At 53.5% G+C, this 19,654-nt stretch carries 21 protein-coding genes; 1 reads left to right on the forward strand and 20 read right to left on the reverse strand.

Going from position 1 to position 19,654, the window contains the following annotated elements:
* Window positions 1–170 precede the first annotated feature (170 nt).
* Genes RX972_RS06745 through RX972_RS06795 form a run of 11 tightly spaced genes read right to left on the reverse strand, consistent with a single transcriptional unit; the run spans window position 171 to window position 9,063 of the window.
* Window positions 171–878, reverse strand: coding sequence for a DsbA family protein (locus tag RX972_RS06745; RefSeq protein ID WP_316873531.1), 708 nt, complete (start codon window positions 876–878; stop codon window positions 171–173).
* On the reverse strand, window positions 875–1,174 hold the full coding sequence (locus RX972_RS06750) for a hypothetical protein (RefSeq protein WP_231672310.1): 300 nt from the start codon (window positions 1,172–1,174) through the stop codon (window positions 875–877). Before RX972_RS06750 ends, RX972_RS06745 begins: the two co-directional genes overlap by 4 nt.
* Window positions 1,171–4,173, reverse strand: a complete 3,003-nt coding sequence (locus RX972_RS06755; protein WP_316873534.1) for a conjugative transfer ATPase — start codon at window positions 4,171–4,173, stop codon at window positions 1,171–1,173. The genes RX972_RS06750 and RX972_RS06755 overlap by 4 nt, the downstream gene beginning before the upstream one ends.
* Window positions 4,173–4,628: a TIGR03751 family conjugal transfer lipoprotein gene (locus tag RX972_RS06760; RefSeq protein ID WP_263270337.1), complete on the reverse strand. Its 456-nt coding sequence runs from the start codon at window positions 4,626–4,628 to the stop codon at window positions 4,173–4,175. The genes RX972_RS06755 and RX972_RS06760 overlap by 1 nt, the downstream gene beginning before the upstream one ends.
* Window positions 4,606–6,093 (reverse strand): TIGR03752 family integrating conjugative element protein, encoded by a 1,488-nt coding sequence (locus tag RX972_RS06765; protein WP_316873537.1) that lies wholly within the window; start codon window positions 6,091–6,093, stop codon window positions 4,606–4,608. The genes RX972_RS06760 and RX972_RS06765 overlap by 23 nt, the downstream gene beginning before the upstream one ends.
* Window positions 6,083–7,006 carry a TIGR03749 family integrating conjugative element protein gene (locus tag RX972_RS06770; protein ID WP_316873539.1) on the reverse strand — a complete coding sequence of 308 codons (924 nt, stop codon included), beginning with the start codon at window positions 7,004–7,006 and terminating at the stop codon, window positions 6,083–6,085. The genes RX972_RS06765 and RX972_RS06770 overlap by 11 nt, the downstream gene beginning before the upstream one ends.
* On the reverse strand, window positions 7,003–7,671 hold the full coding sequence (locus RX972_RS06775; protein ID WP_231672315.1) for a PFL_4703 family integrating conjugative element protein: 669 nt from the start codon (window positions 7,669–7,671) through the stop codon (window positions 7,003–7,005). Before RX972_RS06775 ends, RX972_RS06770 begins: the two co-directional genes overlap by 4 nt.
* Window positions 7,668–8,060 carry a TIGR03750 family conjugal transfer protein gene (locus tag RX972_RS06780; protein ID WP_263270345.1) on the reverse strand — a complete coding sequence of 131 codons (393 nt, stop codon included), beginning with the start codon at window positions 8,058–8,060 and terminating at the stop codon, window positions 7,668–7,670. The genes RX972_RS06775 and RX972_RS06780 overlap by 4 nt, the downstream gene beginning before the upstream one ends.
* A gap of 15 nt (window positions 8,061–8,075) precedes the next feature.
* Window positions 8,076–8,444: a TIGR03745 family integrating conjugative element membrane protein gene (locus tag RX972_RS06785; protein WP_316873542.1), complete on the reverse strand. Its 369-nt coding sequence runs from the start codon at window positions 8,442–8,444 to the stop codon at window positions 8,076–8,078.
* Window positions 8,445–8,464: 20 nt separating this feature from the next.
* A complete protein-coding gene (locus tag RX972_RS06790) occupies window positions 8,465–8,704 on the reverse strand; it encodes a TIGR03758 family integrating conjugative element protein (protein ID WP_231672318.1) in 240 nt (79 codons plus the stop codon).
* Window positions 8,701–9,063 (reverse strand): RAQPRD family integrative conjugative element protein, encoded by a 363-nt coding sequence (locus tag RX972_RS06795; protein ID WP_316873543.1) that lies wholly within the window; start codon window positions 9,061–9,063, stop codon window positions 8,701–8,703. The genes RX972_RS06790 and RX972_RS06795 overlap by 4 nt, the downstream gene beginning before the upstream one ends.
* Window positions 9,064–9,323: 260 nt before the next feature.
* On the opposite strand from RX972_RS06795, the gene RX972_RS06800 reads away from it, so the two are divergent.
* Window positions 9,324–10,268, forward strand: a complete 945-nt coding sequence (locus tag RX972_RS06800; RefSeq protein WP_316873545.1) for a DUF2971 domain-containing protein — start codon at window positions 9,324–9,326, stop codon at window positions 10,266–10,268.
* Window positions 10,269–10,333: 65 nt separating this feature from the next.
* On the opposite strand, the gene RX972_RS06805 is transcribed toward RX972_RS06800, so the two are convergent.
* The 9 genes from RX972_RS06805 to RX972_RS06845 all read right to left on the reverse strand — a co-directional run bounded on the left by RX972_RS06805 (window position 10,334) and on the right by RX972_RS06845 (window position 19,569).
* Entirely contained in the window at window positions 10,334–10,636 is a 303-nt protein-coding gene (locus RX972_RS06805) for a DUF4177 domain-containing protein (RefSeq protein WP_316873547.1), read from the reverse strand.
* A gap of 9 nt (window positions 10,637–10,645) precedes the next feature.
* Window positions 10,646–12,109: a UvrD-helicase domain-containing protein gene (locus RX972_RS06810; RefSeq protein ID WP_316873550.1), complete on the reverse strand. Its 1,464-nt coding sequence runs from the start codon at window positions 12,107–12,109 to the stop codon at window positions 10,646–10,648.
* 9 nt (window positions 12,110–12,118) lie between these two features.
* Complete coding sequence (locus RX972_RS06815) at window positions 12,119–12,868, reverse strand: TIGR03747 family integrating conjugative element membrane protein (protein ID WP_316873552.1); 750 nt, start codon at window positions 12,866–12,868, stop codon at window positions 12,119–12,121.
* A 39-nt stretch (window positions 12,869–12,907) separates the two neighbouring features.
* On the reverse strand, window positions 12,908–15,067 hold the full coding sequence (traD, locus tag RX972_RS06820) for a type IV conjugative transfer system coupling protein TraD (RefSeq protein ID WP_316873554.1): 2,160 nt from the start codon (window positions 15,065–15,067) through the stop codon (window positions 12,908–12,910).
* Between the two features lie 11 nt (window positions 15,068–15,078).
* Complete coding sequence (locus RX972_RS06825; protein WP_316873556.1) at window positions 15,079–15,585, reverse strand: integrating conjugative element protein; 507 nt, start codon at window positions 15,583–15,585, stop codon at window positions 15,079–15,081.
* On the reverse strand, window positions 15,582–16,139 hold the full coding sequence (locus tag RX972_RS06830; RefSeq protein ID WP_316873558.1) for a lytic transglycosylase domain-containing protein: 558 nt from the start codon (window positions 16,137–16,139) through the stop codon (window positions 15,582–15,584). Before RX972_RS06830 ends, RX972_RS06825 begins: the two co-directional genes overlap by 4 nt.
* Complete coding sequence (locus RX972_RS06835) at window positions 16,124–16,870, reverse strand: TIGR03759 family integrating conjugative element protein (protein ID WP_316873559.1); 747 nt, start codon at window positions 16,868–16,870, stop codon at window positions 16,124–16,126. Before RX972_RS06835 ends, RX972_RS06830 begins: the two co-directional genes overlap by 16 nt.
* 8 nt (window positions 16,871–16,878) lie before the next feature.
* Entirely contained in the window at window positions 16,879–17,592 is a 714-nt protein-coding gene (locus RX972_RS06840; protein ID WP_316873561.1) for a hypothetical protein, read from the reverse strand.
* Window positions 17,593–18,069: 477 nt separating this feature from the next.
* The gene (locus RX972_RS06845) at window positions 18,070–19,569 is read right to left on the reverse strand and encodes a YaaC family protein (protein WP_316873563.1); all 1,500 of its coding nucleotides are present in this window, start codon (window positions 19,567–19,569) and stop codon (window positions 18,070–18,072) included.
* Between the last annotated feature and the right edge of the window lie 85 nt (window positions 19,570–19,654).

A 19,654-nucleotide genomic window follows, 5' to 3' on the forward strand; every position in this document is an offset into this window, starting at 1 on the left:
CGTCAAACCTTTCTGAAAGCGACCCACTGCTTCTGGCCGATTCTGTTGAAAAAGTAGATAGCCTGCTTGGCCTGCGGCAAAACCAGGTCAACGGCCAGCGGACTGGTCAAATCCGATGCAAACGACTGGTCAAGTCCATACAATTTCTCATCTACACAAGTCGCATGCCTTCACTTATGACCGTTGCTCGCGTCCGTCCTTGCCAGCCAGTCGATAGCGGAGAGCAGTAGGTCGCCGTCGGGGGCTCCCTCAAGCTTGATTGATCTCGCAGTAAGATTGTCCTTGACGACCAACGTCGGTGTGGCGGTGACGCCTTCCAGGCTGGCTTGGTGAGCCTGGCTGCGAACAGTCCGTTGGACAGAGATATTGTTCACGGCGCATTCATCGATAGCGTTCTGTCGATCTTCAAGCCCCGGCACCTGTGGATTAACAGCAACCCCTAAACCATTCGACCGAGTGCGTTGATAAATGATTTCCAAGGCCATCCAGAACGCTTTATTTCCTCCTTCGATGCCCGCGCATTCTGCCCACCGAGCCTCATAGCCTGCCACCGGTTCGTGCATCGAAAGCGGTAGATGGTGCCATTGGAGGTTCACGTCAGGGTGCTGGTCAAGCCAAGCTTTGAGCTGCGGGAAATAGTCCTTGCAGTAGGGGCACTCGAGATCCCCATACTCGGTGACGGTGAATCGAGCACTGGGGCTCCCGTATACCCATCCCCCAGAACGTGTATTCGACAGCGGTGTCATTCCGACTTGATCATTAGAGGCTTCGGCCGGCTTATGCCCGGTGTCGTGAAGCCTTGCATAGCTCCAGACAGCCAAGGCGATCGCCACTATCGAACAAGCCGCAATCTTGTGAAGACGCATGGGCCGCATCATGCGGATGCTTCATTGTCTAGGAGCTGCTTTGTCAGCAACTCTTGGTCCAGCAGCGCAAGAAGAGCTTTCTGCGCGCTTTCGGGCTGGGGATGATGCTCAAGCCACTGGTCCAGTGCTTTGTGAAGTTGAGACTGGATCTCTCGACGATCAACCGCCACATGTTTCACGACTTGCAAATGCTCGATCAGAACCGGGGCACAGATCTTCAATGCCTGCAGGGATTCTTCCTGCGGGTCTTTGAGGATTTGGGTCAGGCTATCGATCAAATTTTGAGTCAACGCATCCATGGCTCTCATGCCAGGTTCTCCAATGCATGGGGTGTTGGGAATGTGATTTTTAATGGTTCGATACCGCGCTTTCGATCAAGGTCTGCAGCCACTTCCATTGCGGCTCCCAACTCGTCGACTCCCAAGGACTGCATCAGGTCATATCGTTGCTTCTTCTCTTCAGGTTCGGTCATGGCCAATGCCAGGTACAGACTTGGCGGGACAGCGCGAAACAGGACTTCCATTGATTTGGAAAGCACCACGCCCTCCGTGTATTTGCCGCTCTCTTTACGGGCTGAAAGCATCAGGCCCTTCTGGGCCGGTGTCAGCTCGCGGAAGCGAGAGATCTTTTCCACCTCATCAGGCGGCATATTGAGGCAGATCCACCACTCGATCATGTTGAGCATTGGCGCAGCGGCAGGTGGCAAGTCATCAATGTTCTGCGTAGCCAACCAGAACCAGGCACCGAGTTTTCGCCACATTTTGGTGATCTTGATGATGTAAGGGGAAAGCAAAGGATTCTTGGTGATGATGTGACCTTCGTCTGTCACGTTGACGAGCGGACGGCCCTTGTATTGGTCACGTTCGGCTATGTTGTTCACGGTATTGATCAGCGAGATATATGCGATCGACAACTGGGCGTTGTAACCCTCACGTGCATAGGTCGCTAGGTCGACAATCGTCAGGTCTGCTTCAGGCCATGGCGTCCCTGAACGGTTGAACATCTCCCCATCGGCACCCATGCAAAACATGTCCATGGCTTCAGCCATTTCAAGCATGCGGTTACGCCTAGACTCCGGTATGGAGGTATCCTCTCCGGCAACGCGCAGCGCATTGCGCACGTCCTCGGTCAGCACAGTGCGATTAGCGTCAGAGCATGTTTTCGCTGCAGAAAGGATGCAGTGCCGGATTACGCTCCGGTCTGCTCGCGTCAGTCGAGCGTCCTCCTTCTCCTCTCCACCGGTAATCATGAGACGGGCAACGATCTCCATCTCGCCCAGAACATCGCGTTCGTCATCGTCTTGATCAGACTTGGTACTCAGGTCCTCATCAGAGCTTTCGAGATCATCAGCGTCCAACGTCTTGACCTGACTCGGGGTATTCACCAGGCGAATCGCATCAGCGAATGGAGCCAGGCTTACGCCTGAGTTCGGAGCTAGCTTTATTCTGTTGACCGTCAAGCCCAGCTTTTTGGCGAAGTCACCAAGCAGGCCAAAGCTATTACCCGCTTCAACGATAAATAGCCGGGGTCCGTAAACAGCGATGAGCTGGTTGAGCAGATTATTCAACGTGGCGGACTTACCGGCCCCTGTCGGGCCAAATAGGAACATGTGCGCGTTCATCTGACGATCCATTTTGTTGAAAGGATCGAAGGTGAGCGGAGCTCCACCGCGATTGAACAGTGTTATGCCTGGGTGTCCTGTCCCACTGGAGCGGCCCCACACCGGACACAGGTTTGCCACGTGCTGGACGAGCATCATCTGAACGTACCAGTCTAGAGCCCGCTTTTGATTAACGTCGAAATTCCCAGGAAGCCAGCGTAGGTAGCTGTTGAGTGGAGCCACTTCGTCGTCAGTTGCCACTGGCTCCATGCCGGCGCCAAGCAATGCGTTCGTCAATTGCATGCTGCGTTCAGTGAGCTGCGCTTCGTCGCGTCCTTTGAGATAAAACGCAATACTGCCTCGGTATAGCTTGTGCTCCCTACCGATCAGCTTCCTGGCATCGGCCACCGCCTCGCGGGTTAGTGCAGAAGCTTGGTTGTCACCGACTGATTTGCGTGCCAGCTTTTCTAGGTGCCCTTCCAAGACATCCTGGGGTGTAATGACCATAGTGATGGCCAGCACGGTGTCCTCAGGCATTTTGTCAAATAGTGCATGTAAAGCGTCACCGCCCTTGCGCGTTTCGCCGGTCAGGTGGCCTGTCCGTGGTGCCTCACGCAGACGATCAAGCATGATGACTCTGTGGGGCTGGCCATCGAAGTACCACAAGCCCTTCTGGCTGTCAGACTTGGGCTCTCGATAAAAGAGTCCCTGGGCAAAGTCGTCGCCAGTTACCAGAGGCAAGTCCTCGCCTGCGTCCTCGGTCCGCTTGTTTACCAGTTGAAAAAAACGATCAAAGTCTTTGAGTGTTGTGCCCAAGTGATCTGGGTGTGGGTTGAACCACTGTAGAAGCCAGTGGCGGATGTCGTAGCCGTCCATGCGCTTGCTTTTGATGCCTGCGTTAGCCAGACCGCCTGTGAAGCGCTGACAGATGTTGTCTAGATGCATGGCTGGGGTTTGGCCACGAAATGCTGCATCGCCAACTGCTCGACGATATACCACCACCCGTACGCGGCGCTGTTGGCCGCGCCAAGGCAATTTTGAAACAGTCGTGTCCTCAAATAGACCACCGGGTTTGGCTATTGCATCCAGATGATGTTTGAAGAGATCCAAATACAGCTCCGTGAATGGACTGCCTTTGGCTTGTGGTCTGATGTACTCACGAAGGTTTTTTAGATAGTCGTCCCAGCTGGTCTCATCTTTTGCGTAGAACTGAACAACCCACGGCGACGTATCGAGCTCGTCGAAACTGTTCTGCAACGCGTTTTCAAGCGCATCTCGGACTTTGCGAAGCCATTCGGGGTCACGGCCTTCTGTCCCAATCGGTGTGAGCTCGAAAAAAGCTGCCAAGGATTTGCCGTCTTCGAGGAGCATTGCTCGTTCGGCTGGCAAGTATTCGGTCCATGGAAGTAAATCCACAAAGCTTGGTTTTACGTCGTAAAGCGCGGCTACGTCGGCGATAGTGGCAGGTTTCTGCTTCGGATTTTTCCAATCGCCTGGTGCAGGAATGCCTTGATCAGCCAATCGCTTGAGATATCGCTCAAGGGCTGCATCTACGTCAGATTGATCTGAAGCCGTCAGATCTGCGACAAGGGTTTCGGCTTGTTCTACGTCAGCGCTTGACCCTATGGAGAGGGACTCGCCGGGGGGAAAGTCATCAGAGGTGGAGTCGAGGCGAGTGCGGCCTTTGAGCCGTTCATAAAAATTCATCAGTAGTCCTCTACCCGCTCGCCAGGCATGGCGTACTGCACGCGCTGATAAAGAGGGAATACAGTGGTATAGCCAGGAACTGGTGCTGGATCGGACCCGGCCAGGTGTGGAAACACGTACATGACCAGGTCGGGATTGGGCAGTCGCTTGAACTGGCTGTAGATCTCGTTCTGAGCAGTGCGCGTGTAAGTCGCGCTGTCTTGCATGGGCTGGGCAGAGCGCACATCGATAGGTCGGCGCAGCTCGGCGCGGGCATCGAGCAACTGTCGTCCACTGGCGCTACCTGCCGAGCCGGTTGTGCCTTGGTTCCAAATATCCGTCATAGTGTTCGGACCATGCGGCAACATCTGCTCTTTGTCTGTCGAGCATCCAGCCAACAATGCCGCTGTCAGGGAGCAATACATCAACACCCAGCGCGTTGAGCCAGCGTGATCAATCCAGGTTGGCATTGGCATGGTTCGCTCCTGTCGCGTACTTGACCTTACGGCCCTTGAGTTCGTAGTCAATTTCCAATTCTTGATCAATGTGAAGCGAGACCTGCGCCCCGGGCATGACGTAGATGGCCGCGAACGCTTGCCCATAGAGCTTGTTGACCCAGCTCGAAACGTCAGTCACCCCCTGAGTTAGGATCTTTCCCATCGCCTCGTTGCCAGACAACCCCGTGCTGCCGAGCGTCCCCGAGGCATTGGATACGTAAGATGAAGTACTTCCTTCGGTCTTGATCAAAGACGCCGCTCCTGCTCCAGCTGCAGTTATCAGCGCTTGGGAACCGATATATTGCTGCGCGTTGCTGCGTCGCTCGCCGCCAATGCATGGGATTCCGTATGGGTCGCTGATCCAGCCCAGACCGCCCTGTATGGGCTGCTGATCACCGGAGTTGTTCTGATTGTTGTTCTGCTGATTGTTGCCCTGGACAGGGGCAGGTAGCGTGCGGACTGTGCCGTCGTTGAACACGAAGGTCAGACTTTTGATTTGTCCTCGCACGCATGAGAGGGTCCAGTCGCCGGAGGCCGTGCCGCTGGCCACAGCACCTGCTACGTCTGGGAGATCAATACCGTTGGCGGTCAGATTGTCCGGACCAATCAGTACCTTGAAGGGGTAGGGGTCATTAACGGTTCCGTCTACTGGAACCCGGCCAATCAAAGCTGACATGGCCACTGAGCCCATCAAGGTTGAGTTCTGAGGCAGGGTGTAGGCTCGACGTACCTTCTTCCGATCCTGTTGTTGGACACCTATGTCATCGCGAACTGCCTGAGCGCCAGTGGTGAGAGCCATCTGCCCTCGATCTACGGAGTCTCCAAAGGATGTTGGAAAACTGTAGCCACTCGCGGGCACGCTGGTACCGGCAGTAATTGGTTTACCGTTGCTGTCCAGGGCGGTCGCGTCTTGAGGGTCAATCCAAACGATATCCGAACCGCTCGCCTCCGATTTGAACTGATTGCCATCACCAGGTTGAACGCCCAGACCGATAGGCAGATCCGAGTTTGAGGAGGTGTTCTGCCCCAGCCTGGTCAACTCGTCTATTTGCTTCCTGAGACCATCCAGCACGCTTTGCTGTTGCTGCTGGCTATCGAGTTTGAATTGATCCTGAGCGTTTTTCAGACGCTGCTCTACCGTCTGATCGATGTTAGCGAGCCGTTGTTTGAGCGCTTCGTTATCTTGTTTCACTGTCGAGTTCTGCGCGATGACGTCGGAGATCTGCTGCTTTAGTTCGCGTCCCTCAGCTACAACTGTTCGCAGAGTGTCGCTAGGTGTGTCTCCTTCCACTCCAAGGGCTTTCGCTTGCTCAGCAGTAAGTTTGGGCGCCGGTGCATTTTCGGATTGTGGCGTGTTTGCTCCTCCCAGTGTTCTGATGCCGATAAAAACCATCAGCAGAAGAAACGGGACGACCAGGTATTTGAGCAGCGGATTACTCTTCATGCTTTGCTCCCTGCGTTGCACGCGGATCTGCCGGGGCTGCAGAGAAAACTGTCGCTTGTGTCAGTCCATGGCCCCGGGTAACCAAGTACAAGGTTGTCGTGTCACTAGCATCGCCATGCGATCCAAGATAAGGATGTTGGAACGCTGCCGTCACGAACTCACCCATGAGATCACGGGGATCTAGAGCGACGCGCTGCGCAGTCTGATTTTGCAACTTCACAGCAGTCACCCAGAAATCATCCAGACGCCACGCTCCTAGAGGGGTCGATCTCACCGGTAGCGTGGGAAGCAGAGTTGTCAGGTCCAGGCGGCGATCAACCTTCACCTGGCTAATGTCGTTAACAGGCTCGACGGTGCGTAGCGGGGCATAGAGCATCTGGGCTGCATAACGTGTCAGAACTACCGGGACAGGTGTTTCCCGTTTTGCCACTTCTTCTGGCTCATCGTCTTCATCGTTCGAGCGACTGGATTTTTGTTGATTCTGGGCATTGGCTTTGTTGGAGCGTGTGGCGGTCGAGCCTCCGTAACGTGGGGAGGAGGTTTCACCCTCTACAATTTTTACCGGCTCCAACGCAGGTTGATTATGGGGGGCTTCAGTAGCGGCGATATCGACCAGTATGATTTCGCCGGTCTTGGCATTCTGCAGCTGGAGTCGAGTGGGTTCTATTGCTTCCTTCGGGAATAGATAGATCGCACCACCTGTGCTCTGTACCCGCAATTTGTCAGTTAATGACCGAGGCAGCCCGACACGAACATTCTGGTCAACGAAGATGATTCGTTCCTGATTGATGCGGAGAGGGATGGCCAAGGGCAATCTTTCCCATCGAAGAATCTCAACTGCTGAAGCGAGCTCGATTTTGCCCGCCACAGCTATCAGTAACGCAGAGCATGTGAACATGCGCAGGAAACTCATTGGAAGACTCCCTTTTGCTGGGGGGCGGGGGCGTCGACATTTCCTTCGATTCGCTGCGGTGCGCCGCTGTAGCAATCCCAAGCCAATCCAAAAGGGTTGGTTTCTGGATCGACGTCCATTCGCACGACGTGCAGCGGATATCGCGCGAGTGCGCGCTTGACCAATTGGCCCCCGTAATATTCGTCTGCGGTGATATCGAGCGTGACTTTCCAGTCGTCGACAGAGTTAGATATCGTCCTGATCTCAGGCGAATCTCCGTAGCCGCGCCCTGGGATTTCGTATACGCCACGAACACGTTTACGCAGCTCGCCGCTTGACCTGCGCAGTTCAAAGTCGCTCTGGAGGTATTGCTTACAAGCAGGGGTGATGTAAGCGCCCAAGCGCGTGATATTCGCCTGATAGTCCTGTTCACCATCCACAGGCCAGCGATTCATCTGCTGAAAGATGTACAAGCCGAATGTGTACACAGACTGAGGAGGGACGTCCCACCACAGTCGGGTGCTACCCGTTCGCAGATCCGGCGGAACGTGAACCGTCATATCCTTCGGCGCCCGGTACCATCCGATGCCGAGCCCTAAGGCCACCAGAGCCAGCACGACGATTGCCATCCTGAGACTCGTGATGTGCGCTCGTTGTGAGTCAGCTAGCTTTAAAAAACGGCTCATCGTTGCTCGCTCCGACGGCAAGTCCAGTTGCCTGATCGGATGACCAGATTGGCGCTGTTAAATGAAGTTGGCCCGAGCGTTGCCGCCTGCAGTTGCAACTTGCGATAGACCCAGGTCTCCGGCCGACCTCTTTTGAGACGTCGTAATACCCGGGATGCGATTAGCAACCCTAATGTCCCTCCGACGAGCGCGCATAGCACGGGCATTGAGGGCGTGATCACAAAGGCGAGCGGCACGCCAATCACAAATCCCACGCCGCTACACCCAAAAACGGTCATCCACATCTCATCCGCCGTAAGACCACCAATCACCACAGGCTGGTTATTCAGGCGACTTGGCAGAAAACGCAGAGTGCCGTCCTCATGCTGGTCTTGCTGAATCTCGGTCATTGAATGGCCTACCAATTAAAGAATGTTGGAGGCAGTAGTGACCAGGTAGATCACGATGCCGATCAAGCAGACGCCAACTACAGCAGTACCCCCCAAGTCAGCCCACTTTGCTTTCCCCATGTGGATATCGTGGTACACGCCCAAAGCATGTCGACCGACCATAAATATCCCGAAAGCGCAAAGGCACAAACCCAGAAGAGTAAAGCCGTCGAAAGCGTAGTTCTGGAACGTCTGCAGGAAGCTGTTCCCAGTGCCACGTGTGGGTGCCTGTGCACTCGGGAGAGCAGCAGTCGCACTACCTGGCCCAGTAGTTAGTAGCAGGGCCGAGTAAGGTCGGTGTTTCATGAAAGCCCGAGCTCGCGCGTATAGTGAAAAAAGTGGCATGTTTATCTCCTTGGAAAAATTCAGCTCAACAGCATGTAGGTCATGATCATGAACAGTAGTGCCCAGCGAACGGCTGATGCAGCCGCCGCTGCGCGATCCAGATTTCGGGTGGCCCATCCGCGATAAATGCTTAGAAATACCCAGACGCCCCATAGGATGAGGATGCCCATTGCAAGTCCGGTCCACAGCGTGTTGCTGCTCGCTGGTGTAAAGCCGGCTGCCGCTTGGAAAGCGTTGATCTGGGTCGACGACATCGTCATGGCGTGTGATCACCGCTGACGTTGTATTGGCCTGAGATCTCTAAGGGGTCGCGGGGCTGGGCCCGAGATGGAGACAGGTAGTCCTGCAGACCTCGGCGAATGCGAGCGATGTCGCTAACTAACCTGGAATAATCCAGGTGATAGCGCTGCGCCGATTCGTTTGGAAGGTCAGCGCTACGTTGTGCAACAGCCTCAAGCGCGTTGAGCTGGCGAATCATCACCTCAACGTTGGCTTGCTCGGAAGCCGTTCCGGCAGCCTGGGCATGTGTTGCTAGCACCGGGGTGCTTAGGAGGACTGCGGTCAAGCAGATCTGCACGCGTGAAGACGTTGATCTGATCGCGGGGAGATTGATTTTCACGTCGCGGGCCTTGGATGCGTTAGGAATCTATGTCCACAGCATGACCAGTGACCCGACATGAATCAGCCCCAAACCCTATTTACGTCTGAGGGGGTTTAAGTCAGTGTGTTGATGGACTTTTAAGGGCGAACAGTGTGTGACAAAAGGTCCCTGGATTCTTCAGTGCCCGAGCGCAGGATGCATTCAGCTCTGGGGCTGGTCGACTGATCGTAGAGCTGGGCTGGTAGTTTCTTTGACGTATATTCGGGAGCATGCAGTAAATGGGTCGAGAGCCAAAAAGCTTGTACAAATATTTGAGTTTTAGTGACCGGATGGTTGAGCAGCTTTATCACGGAAAGGTCTTCTACGCTGATCCTGGGACATTTAACGACCCATTAGATTGTCGGCCTGTCGTAGTCGCTGGGAACCAAACCATAGACGAGCTGCAATTGCTTTTGAAATTGATGGTTGTTAGGCGTGTTGAAAAGGAATCATCTGCTGCTTTGAAGCGCTTGAAGCTCAAAGGCGATAAATTAGACTTGCATCGTGCTCGGCTGGGCGAGTCGGAGGTACAGGACGTTATTCGAGGCATTGAATATTCGATTACTGATCCGGATATTATTGATCCGGCAGGATATTTTCAACGAGCGTTGTTGGCACTTATCCAGACTGAAGTAAAAGAAACGCTAGCGACAGGTGTCTTGTGCCTAAGTGCCGCTGCAACCAGTCCATTGATGTGGTCGCACTACGGCCAGCAGCATAGAGGTGTCTGCATTGAGTACGACGTCTCCAACTTAAGACTCGCGCCCATCCGAAAGGTGGTGTACGGGCAGAGCCGGGAGGTATCAGCGGAGTGCGTGCTTCGGTGGTTGCAGGACGGCGACTTAGAATCTCGACTCGAGGTCGAGCGGGCGGCTTTGTTAACCAAGTCTGCCGAGTGGAGGTATGAGAAAGAATGGAGGCTGCTTGGACCAATTGGCTTAGGCCGTAGCCCTTTTGGGGTTAAATCTGTCACATTCGGTATGAACTGTCCCTCCGCGATTATCGAATCGACCATGTCAATGCTCGGCGGTGAAAAGGCAGCCGTTAAGTTCTGGAGAATTATGGAGCCGACGTCGAACTTTAAGCTCAAACGAGAGCGGATTCATTTTGATGATTCAATGAAGCCTGTTCTTGACGAAGACTACTCATGGTTTCTGGATGACTTGGCTGAACTTGATGCTTAGAGCCATGACATTTCAGTTATGGGAACATCTCCATACGACCGAGAGATATTTTATTTGTCCGTTAGCTAGTTTGTCAGATGCCTTTTGAAAATGAACAAGAATCCCATGCCTAAAGCGTAGCCAAACGCCCAGCCTTGGGCGTTTTGATTGCCGACCTGGTCGTGTCCCCGATTGATTTGTTGAACGCTGACCAGCTCCCATCCTTCCCGGCCGTGTCGGTTCAACACAGCCAAGGATTCAGGATTGCTCAAATAGCTGGCCACGTCCGGTTCGGTCGTGTCGTCCGTGGATTTGAACATCAGTACGCCGCTGGTAACGGTCTTATAGGGCAGGGGCACGAAGGTTTGGGTGTATTCAAAATTGGCCATAGATAGCTCTCAGACGGCAGCCGCAATTAATGATCGGTTGTCTTTGAAGCGCTGCATGATGTCGATCACAAGTGAGTTGATCGCAAGGATCTTCATAGCCCTGGTGACCGCGACATACAGAAGGTTCAGCTCATCGTCGCGCTTTCCTCGATCAATGTCTGGAGAAAGCGGATCTGCCGAGAAATCTTCATACAGTCCTACAAAGTCCCATTCCAAACCTTTGGCCCTGTGCGCAGTGCTCAGCGTTACAGTGGCATCGAGCTCCGAAGTGACAGATGCGCCTCGCAATTGCTCAATGCGTTGGGGCAGGTCGGTATAGTTCTCGATGATTTTGATCGAGCGCAGCATCTCAGGATCCTGAGTTGCCTTGGCGATGGCGACATACTGGTCATAATCGGCGTAGTCGGTGAGCAGTTTTCGCTGTTGGACCTGATCATTCATAGCACGGCTGAAATAGAACAGGTCTTCTAGATCTCGCAGCGAGTAACTGTCGATTCCACCAATCCATTGCATGCGGTGGTTCTGGTTGACCAAGCGCAGGGCGTTTTCTATCACTCCGCTCACAGTGCGATGCAGGTAGGTACGGTGCGGTAGATCGTCTGGCAACGTCCGTTTTACTTGAGTTGGCTGCCCCAATCCCTGCAGTGGGATTGTCTCGCCTTTGAAGGACAGAATTACGTTGGCCACGTAGGCAACTGCGGGCCCGAACCTGAAGCTCTGAGTCAGGAAATGCTTCTCTGCGTCCCTCATTGCCGAGCTGTTTAACGCATCCACCGCTCCTCTGAAACGATACAGCTGCTGATGACGGTCACCTACAGTCACCTGGGTGATTGTCTGTATCTGGACCAGGTTAGCAATGACAGGGTTAACGTCTTGCCCTTCATCTAGCAAGATGGCACCAAAGCGCTGGCTCAGGTCCGGCTGGCTCATCTGGTAAAGCTTCAGATAGCCGTCGTGCGTCATGGAGACGGAGCGATCCTGGATATCGACCATCTTTTCCCAAACAGTCCGGGTCAGATTCAAGGCATTGCTCATGTATTGTTGCTGAACCGAGGTGAGCGTGCGATTGCTTTGGAATCGCACAAAGTGATCCTCCTTCAGCTCCAGGTCTTTGCTGGCCATGAATGCATTGAGCGTTGAGACAATATCCTTTGCCAGCTCCCAATCCTGGGTATTGATGGTTCTCGCGATGTCAGTCAAACGTAAATTGCCAGACTGCTTATGCTTGTACTGTGTGCCATAAACAGCATACGCAAGACCGTGAGCGGTTTTGCACGTCACGTTTCGAGGAAAGCGATTTTTGGCCCCGATCTCAACGGCTTTGTTATAGCAGAGGTACAACATTTTGACGGATGCGTTGTGCTTTGCATATCCGACGAGCGTCGTTGTCTTCCCGGTACCGGCGAATGCCTGAACCAGCAGTTTCTTCGCAGATGAGTGGATAGCTGGCAGCTGTTCTTCTGTCCATTGCATGAGAAGCACCTAAAGGTATTTTTTAAAGCTGGAGGCAGTGATGCTGACAGCCAGGCCAAGTAGAGCTGCGCACGGCAAGAGCACAAGTAGAGGGCTCACGCTGAATGGCAGAGCCAAGTAAAGACTCCAGGGAATGATCACTAACGGCACCATCGTGGCCCGGGCTTTGTGATACAGGTAGCTGGATTCGCGACCAGCGCCGAACCGGCGAAGGTCTCGGCGCACCAGACCGTCGACAAAACCCACGAACGCCGTCATCACAAATAACGGAATAGCGAGTGTGAGAATCACCAGTCGTACACAAAAAACCAAAGCCGTGTACAGGGCGGCAAGCCCGTAATCCTGAAATTTGCTCACACCCACACCGAGCATGTAGCGCATGTCGAGACCACGCGACGGCTGACCAGTCTGGGCATAGTCAGTTGTGTGGTGAACCCATTCCTGAAGTCCCGTCTTCACCACGAGCCACTCATAAGTAGCTTCAACCAGCCAAGTCGCGGTTCTGCCAGGCTCTTGCACAACCACGCTCTGTAGAAACCCCTTCGACAACCAGCTGAGCTCATGATCAAGCATTGCACGAGCATGCAGCCAACCGGCCTCCGGCCAAAAAAAATACATACAGACCCATTCGACAATGATTGCCCCGCCTAGAGACAGAAACATTACCGCGGCGAATCTGAAGGGCAGGGTGAACAATGATCCGATGAACGTCTGTTCTTGGTCTTGTTGCTGTTTCGCACGATCGGCAACGTCTGCCATATCAGCTGTTCTCCCCCCGCTCGTTCAACGCAGCGCATGTCATGCTGCGTCCTCGGCCGCTACGGCAATCTTCTTGAAGTCGTCAAGCAGATCTGCAGGCAGCGACTCGTTGAGGGTTTGATACCCAGGCGCAGCCCACCAGCCAGTGTCATCAACTTTGCCGACCTGATAGGTCTGTCGCATGCTTTCCGCCAATGCCTGCAGATCTGCTGGCATCACCTCATCAGGGTCATGCCCAGGCAGCGGCATTCTGACTTTCCACAAGTTGCCACCTTCAATCAAAGCGAAGCATTGGCCTTTGGGAAGGCCGACCACGTGCGCGGGCTCAATCATGGGAACGCTGACCTGTTGTACCTGGTCATGACTGGATGATGTGAAGGCTGTGCTGCCTGTTGCGGAATCATTCGCAGAGCTGGCCGGGGTGGATGTGAACACCTGCACCTTGGGCAACTGATTTGTCAGCAGCTCCGCAGTGGATGTTTCACGCACTCGCAGCATGAACAGGTTGTTGAAGTTACCGATCACCTGCCCGGCTTTAGCTTTGTTGCCAATCTTGGCCTCAATGTCGCTCATTGTTTGGGTGTAGGCCGTAACCTGCATGCCAGCGCCGCCGCCCTTGTTGATCATCGGAATGAACTCCTCACCCATCAGCTCGTTGAATTCATCAGCGTGAAGGTTGATGGGCACCTTTGTTCCCGGGACAGCGCCTGGTAGGCCGTCATCGACTCCGAACTTGTAGATGTGACCTGCTACAGACACCAGGTCAGAGAACATCGAGTTGCCGACAGCAGCAGCAACTTCAGTGTCAGAAAGAGCATCCAATCCGACATAAACCACGGCTTTTTTTCGGACTACCTGCATCCAATCGAAAATAGGCCGTGGGTCGTTGACGTCCTGATAGTCAGGTGAGATGAGCTCCGCCATGCGACCGGTTGTGAGCTTTTCAAGAAGTGGAAGTAGCGATGCGACGATCTTGTCGAAATAAGTCTTGTCGTAGCGCACGGCGCTGCGCAGTCCATCCATCACTGGATCCGCTACGCGTGTTTGGGAGAGGTATTGATCGATGGCCACCACTCGAAACGGACGGCCCTTCATGTTGAAGGGAATGTTTTTATCGTTGAGCTTGCCCTCGATGGCGACGATGGTCTCCCAAGCTTTGGGATCAAACTCATCAAAATATTTGGAGGCATACTCCTGAAATATTCCTTCGATGTTGATTACATGTTGCTGGATTTGCAGATAGTCAGGGCGCCGGCCCAATGCGACGAGAGCTCTCGCGATAATGTTCACAAAACGCCAGGCAAACTCACGAAACGCTGCAGAGTTGCCTTCCCCTGAAAGCTGACCCGCGATGCGTGTCGCGACTTCCGAGATCCTCCCGAATCGTCCCACGGCGTTGTAGCGCGCGGAGTGATCTGGCCACCCTAGGTGGAATACATAAAATTCATTCAGGCGACCAGCACGTTTGCACTCCAGATACATGCGTTTGAGTAGGTCCGCATCGCCTTTAGGATCAAAGACGATTACGACCTCGTGCTGCCCATGTTTTTTACGGCGTATGTCTTGGGTGATGAACAATTCAGCCAGACGCGTTTTCCCAACACGAGTAGTGCCCAGTACTATTGAATGGCCTACCCGCTCGCCCAAAGGGAGAGACACGTTTTCCTCGAATGGCTCAATGCCGTGCAACCGCGGCAACCCACCGACAGGGGGTAGAGGTCTAACCGGATTGATGGGCACGTCCCAAGACGTGGCTCTGGCTAAGATTCGGACGGGATAGGGTGCAAACTCCGCTCTCTCTTCAAAACGACGGGCTGCTCGGAACAAAGGTGTGGCTTCAACGTAGCTCGAGTACTTGGGTAAGTAAGTATCCATTAGCCGTTGCGTATGGCGTTGCTGCCAGCGAAAGCCAAGGCCAATAAACAGTCGTTGATTGCTCACAGGCACTTCTTTACTGGTCATCGTGTAATGAGGCAGTCGTCTGATGTTTCGTCGATAGCGCAGAACATGCCAAGCCTGTTTCAGCCGCACGAAACCTAAAGCCAGAAAGCCTGCAGACGTCACGAAGCCGAATAACGGGGTCAACGCAAACGCCCACGGCGCGAACACACAGAGAAACGCGCCTGCAGTGCACACGTACACGGTATAGAGCTCGACGGCAGGTCTAAGCAGGGATTCAATGGCGTAATCGTGAGCCATAGCCCAACCTCCTATTGCTCTATAGCAGTTGGGGTGATCAACACCGGGTAATGATTTAGGCCCAGTCGCTGAGACAGATCGTCACCGGAGGCGGGTGATACGAGCGTGTTGGGTAACCAGCTCTTGACGACGGCCAGCCGCTCTGGAGTCGCCACGTTCACGACTAGTCCTACCGCCTGCATCTGTTCGAGGAGCGCGCCGCGCTCCAGAATCCACCGGTGTGACGTTTCATCGTCTCCTATTAGGAACAAAGGTTGCAGGCCCGGGGCATTGATAACGCGGCCTTGAACACTCCCTGGCGTCATGCGTGTTGTTCGGATCGGTAAACCCTGGGCTACGACAGGATTCAGCTGTGATGCCAGCCCGCTTGAGGTAGGTGCGGAGGGTTCAGGATTAAGAGATCGATAGTAGGGTAACGCTGAGATGCCACCTTTATCTTCAACGACTGTGAGACCTACAGCGTGGCAAAGCACGGCCGTTAGGCAGAGCGCTGCGCCGGTAATGAATGATCGCTTCATGGGTTAGTCACCAGCATTTGGATGCCGGTAACCCGGCTGAGATGTTTGGCAAAAGCCTTTCGGTAATTGGCGGCCGGGGCACCGCCAGCAGGCCGGTGGTAGCGTCCCGCGACAGTTATCCAGTCACCGCCCAGTGCGCGCTGCTCAGCTAGAATTTGAGCGGTCACATCAAGATTTTTGTAAGGATTGAGTGAGTCGCATGGGTTTCTGGAATTAAATCTGTGCCCGTTCCAGCCCATGTTCACTTGTCCCAGTCCCACGTCTACCCGCTTGGGGCCTGCTTGAGCTAAGGCAATGATCAACGCGGTGCAAGCATCCGCCCGCGTGGCGAAACGATATCCGGCACCGGCGACGTTGAGGGTCCACGGCCACGGCACAAGCTGCCCGCGCAGCTTTGCACCACTCTCCTGCAACGCCACCGAGTAGAGCACCTCCGATGGAATGCTGGCTGCGTGGGCGGCAAGCTGATAGGCGGGGGGAGGCAGCTCAGCTGCATGACTTGTCAGGGCACAGCAGAGCACCGCAATGCCAGCCCATGTCACTGACGCAGCCATTGTCCATTCACCTCACGCACTACGGCTGGCAGTTCGCCGCCTAGGCTCAGACCAAGCCACCGCCCACCATCGTGGTTCAGAGTGATCTGCCGGGTTCTGACATTTGCTGGATCGATGCCTGAAACAATCGCCCAGTTGCGAATTCGCTCATCGTCGTTCTGGCTACCCACCATGTACACGTCGAACGGCAGTTTCTGAGTTTGAAGGGCTTTTACCCGGATTGAGCACTCTGGACAGTCGTCTTTTACAAATACAGCCAAGCGGCCGTTACCCTGGTTAGCGGGGCTAGCGGCTGGCGCTTGTGAGGCCGAACTGGCGATCGGCATCATGTTGGGGTACAGGCGTCTGAATGCGTCGTCGTATGCCTGTTGGTATGCCAGCTCTTTGGCAGTACGCTGCGCCTCTGCCTTGACCTGTAGCTCAGCAAACCGGCGGCGCTCTACATCGCTACGGGCTTCGATACCCAACGCTGTGAGCGGATCTAGTCCTGGGGAGTACACCCCACGCGAGCTCTGCATTAACGTTTTATAGCGCTGCCAATCTTGGGGGGTAAGGTTCCATTCGCGGGCCAGCACCTCATCGCTGGATTGCGCTTGGCTGCCGACCAAGTTGCTCTGTTGTTCTCGGCTGTTGGACTGTGCAGAGTTTTCGTTCGCCGCGTTGGCAAGGCCCATGGGTGCCAACAGGACGATCCCTACAGTGGTGAACACTCTCATTTTGAATATGGACATATGAACCTCTAGGGACGCAGGGGCAGGATGCGAGGAGCGCCATTGATACTGAACAAAGCACGCGATTCGTCTAGGCTGCTTAGCTGCCAGTTGCTTCCTGCGACCATGTCACCGGGGCGAACGAGATTCAGCTGGCTCAGTTGAGTGCTGCCAGGGGGCGCTACCGATAAAAAACGTTCACCGCCGCGATACTCCACACCCACGACCGAAAACGGTGGAGGAGCCTCCTTAGCTTTGGCTTGTGCCATTGTTTGGCGGGAGGGGGCTGGAGTCTTTGGCTTGGCCGCAGCCGTGGCTTGAGCTGGTGCTGATTTAGCCGCACGCAGGTCTTGGAGTTTCACCTGCAGCTCCTCGATCCGAGCGCCCATGACCACAACTTCTTGCATCGATGCACCCTGCTGGGCAGCGTCCTTCGCCGCCTCTTGCACCTGCTTCAGGAGGGCTTGAACGGCATCTATTCGGTTGGACAGAGCCTGCTGGCCGGCCCTGAAATCATCGATGGTTACGGACTTCAACTGGCTGGCGGCATCGAGCCGGTCATCCAGGCCATCGATGCGTTGGGTGATCGCGCTGACGGTTTCCTGGTTCGCAGCGGACTCAAAGCCGGCCTTGAGGTGGACAATCTGCGACTGCTGGTAGACTAAGATGCCCATCAGCACGATCAGGGTCAGTATTTGCAGGATGGCAGCGCGGGTAAGAGAAGGGCGCAGTGGCAGCTTCATGGGGGACCTCACTCAAGATGTGAGGCACGTTCGCAAAAACGAAGACCTGAAGCAGCAGGAAACCGTTTTTCAATCGGAATGGGTTTCCAAAGCATCGGAGAGCTTGGTGTTGAAAGCGTGGACTAAATGTTCACATTTTAGAAGATTCGAATTAAAGAAGTTACATGATTAGGTAAAAGGCTATAAAGACACATACGACGGCACCCACGATTCCATATTTAAACCGTTGCATGTGTTTCATGTAGTAGCCTGTCAAGATTTCATATTCATCTTTTGGGGTCAAAAGCATGTCCGATCGGGCATGGCGCAGTACTGAGTTGGAGAATTCATTTTTTTTCGGGCAACTCTTTTCATGAAAATAAAAAAAGATCTGACAGATCGCATATATGCTAGCGATCGTTCCAAGTAGCATGAAGGCTAGCGATATGTATGCAGTGCTGTTGCTCATTGGATTCCGTCCTTTGCAAAGTTCTTAGTTTAGAAGGTTCCTGGCATTTTCGAGTAGATGCGCTGATCAGTGATGCTTTCGAGAAACTGCTCTGGCAAGACTCTTTCAAATATATCCAAAGTCATTTTTACTAACGTCAGATGTTCGTCCCAATCCCCGCCTTCCACACGTCTCCAGGCACTGGGCATGTATCTAACCAAGATAGAAAGTGCATAAAGTAATGATAGGCTGATAGCTCGATATTCAAAGACGCCTCCGAGAACAGGTAGAATCAGAGCACTTCCCTCAAAAAAAGGACTTTGATGTAAGGGCAAGGCTTGGTGCCAATACTCATAGTTGTCGTGGTCTACTCGTGCCCGGAAAATGGCTTCCTTGGACTCGTTGTCATGCTTTCTCTCTATTTCAGAAATAGCCCATTTGTTTAATGTAAGACGATCAATGCTGAGCTTTGAACTTGGGTCAATAAGGTTTATGTAGCTGCTGCCGGTATGACGGTTTCTCAACTGAAAGCCAGCTCCCGAGTCGAAGGCAGTGTTTACCCAGGAAGGTTCGGACTCGTAAACGTCATGATACAAGTTGCCAAGCTCTGGCAATGTTGAAAATAATTGCTCTATTGTCGCAAAAGTACCTCTTGTATAAGAATTTAAGTCACTAGTGGTTGTGGCTTTTTTTCGAGGGAAATTGCTGACGTCATGGCCAAGAAAACTAACCCAGCGGGGAAAAAATCCTGTGGCCAGTAGTCCAACCGTGAGGCCCCCAAAATCATTCGTGCCAGACGCAACGGTATACAAGCCATGCCCGTTCTTCGTCATCCCTTCGACTTCATCTAGGTCGCTAGGCCCGTACGGTGCTGATAGCATTTCAGCGAATGCCAGCGCCAATGAGCCATAGTACAAACTCAGAACTCTTTTGTTTAGGCTTTCATTTGCCGCGCTATTGAAGTAATCGGAAGCACTTCTGACAGAGAAAGCTACTCCTGCAGCTTTGCTCTCCAAAAGTGCCTCAGGCAGCTCCAAACCACTCTCTAAGTACCTACGAATGATTAGTTTTTTAGCAAGTGAAGTGCTAGCAAGTTGATTAAGATGCGCCCAAATTCCATCAATAGGTTTTTCGGCTGTGATTCGAATTGTACCTTGACGTGGCCTGTTATTTACGGAGACCTCTGCGGGAGGAGAAAGAGCTCTGCTCCAATCAATCATGAGAGGGAAGAACTCGCTTATCGGTGAAACTTTACAATCAATCCCGAAGGCAAAGCTGTCGATCTTGTACAACTCGCCATTCGTGAATATGTGTTCAACCTGTTTGTCCAAAGATTTATAATGCAGATTGTCTGTGGCAGATGAATACATAAGCGCGACCTTATGCTCATGCCCCTGCTTGACGGCAGAAACTATTAAGAACTCTCCAGGAACTTGCCTTGACGTGATGTTTGCATTCCATCCGTAGGAACGTAGTGGTTTTACAATTTGCTGTTCTGCGGCTTTTTCCAATATTTCCATTCTTAGAGCTGAGCCTGTATCCTTAATCATGACATTTCCTTAGGCATGGATTAGTTCTAAACTTCCCATAGCGTAGCAAAATCACTGAACGTTTTGGTATAAAAAAGGCCACCCA

Origin of the sequence: Pseudomonas syringae group sp. J309-1 (assembly GCF_032582135.1) — a bacterium.
Lineage (GTDB): Bacteria > Pseudomonadota > Gammaproteobacteria > Pseudomonadales > Pseudomonadaceae > Aquipseudomonas > Aquipseudomonas quasicaspiana.

Excerpts from the sequence above, each read along its gene's own strand:
- RX972_RS06790 (WP_231672318.1), bottom strand. The coding sequence starts at position 8,704 with ATGACGATGTCGTCGACCCAGATCAACGCTTTCCAAGCGGCAGCCGGC.
- RX972_RS06745 (WP_316873531.1), bottom strand. The coding sequence starts at position 878 with ATGATGCGGCCCATGCGTCTTCACAAGATTGCGGCTTGTTCGATAGTG.
- RX972_RS06800 (WP_316873545.1), top strand. The coding sequence starts at position 9,324 with ATGGGTCGAGAGCCAAAAAGCTTGTACAAATATTTGAGTTTTAGTGAC.
- RX972_RS06785 (WP_316873542.1), bottom strand. The coding sequence starts at position 8,444 with ATGCCACTTTTTTCACTATACGCGCGAGCTCGGGCTTTCATGAAACAC.
- RX972_RS06755 (WP_316873534.1), bottom strand. The coding sequence starts at position 4,173 with ATGAATTTTTATGAACGGCTCAAAGGCCGCACTCGCCTCGACTCCACC.
- RX972_RS06810 (WP_316873550.1), bottom strand. The coding sequence starts at position 12,109 with ATGCAATGGACAGAAGAACAGCTGCCAGCTATCCACTCATCTGCGAAG.
- RX972_RS06750 (WP_231672310.1), bottom strand. The coding sequence starts at position 1,174 with ATGAGAGCCATGGATGCGTTGACTCAAAATTTGATCGATAGCCTGACC.
- RX972_RS06830 (WP_316873558.1), bottom strand. The coding sequence starts at position 16,139 with ATGGCTGCGTCAGTGACATGGGCTGGCATTGCGGTGCTCTGCTGTGCC.
- RX972_RS06770 (WP_316873539.1), bottom strand. The coding sequence starts at position 7,006 with ATGAGTTTCCTGCGCATGTTCACATGCTCTGCGTTACTGATAGCTGTG.
- RX972_RS06765 (WP_316873537.1), bottom strand. The coding sequence starts at position 6,093 with ATGAAGAGTAATCCGCTGCTCAAATACCTGGTCGTCCCGTTTCTTCTG.
- RX972_RS06840 (WP_316873561.1), bottom strand. The coding sequence starts at position 17,592 with ATGAAGCTGCCACTGCGCCCTTCTCTTACCCGCGCTGCCATCCTGCAA.
- RX972_RS06805 (WP_316873547.1), bottom strand. The coding sequence starts at position 10,636 with ATGGCCAATTTTGAATACACCCAAACCTTCGTGCCCCTGCCCTATAAG.
- RX972_RS06780 (WP_263270345.1), bottom strand. The coding sequence starts at position 8,060 with ATGACCGAGATTCAGCAAGACCAGCATGAGGACGGCACTCTGCGTTTT.
- RX972_RS06775 (WP_231672315.1), bottom strand. The coding sequence starts at position 7,671 with ATGAGCCGTTTTTTAAAGCTAGCTGACTCACAACGAGCGCACATCACG.
- RX972_RS06760 (WP_263270337.1), bottom strand. The coding sequence starts at position 4,628 with ATGCCAATGCCAACCTGGATTGATCACGCTGGCTCAACGCGCTGGGTG.
- RX972_RS06845 (WP_316873563.1), bottom strand. The coding sequence starts at position 19,569 with ATGATTAAGGATACAGGCTCAGCTCTAAGAATGGAAATATTGGAAAAA.
- RX972_RS06835 (WP_316873559.1), bottom strand. The coding sequence starts at position 16,870 with ATGTCCATATTCAAAATGAGAGTGTTCACCACTGTAGGGATCGTCCTG.
- RX972_RS06825 (WP_316873556.1), bottom strand. The coding sequence starts at position 15,585 with ATGAAGCGATCATTCATTACCGGCGCAGCGCTCTGCCTAACGGCCGTG.
- traD (WP_316873554.1), bottom strand. The coding sequence starts at position 15,067 with ATGGCTCACGATTACGCCATTGAATCCCTGCTTAGACCTGCCGTCGAG.
- RX972_RS06815 (WP_316873552.1), bottom strand. The coding sequence starts at position 12,868 with ATGGCAGACGTTGCCGATCGTGCGAAACAGCAACAAGACCAAGAACAG.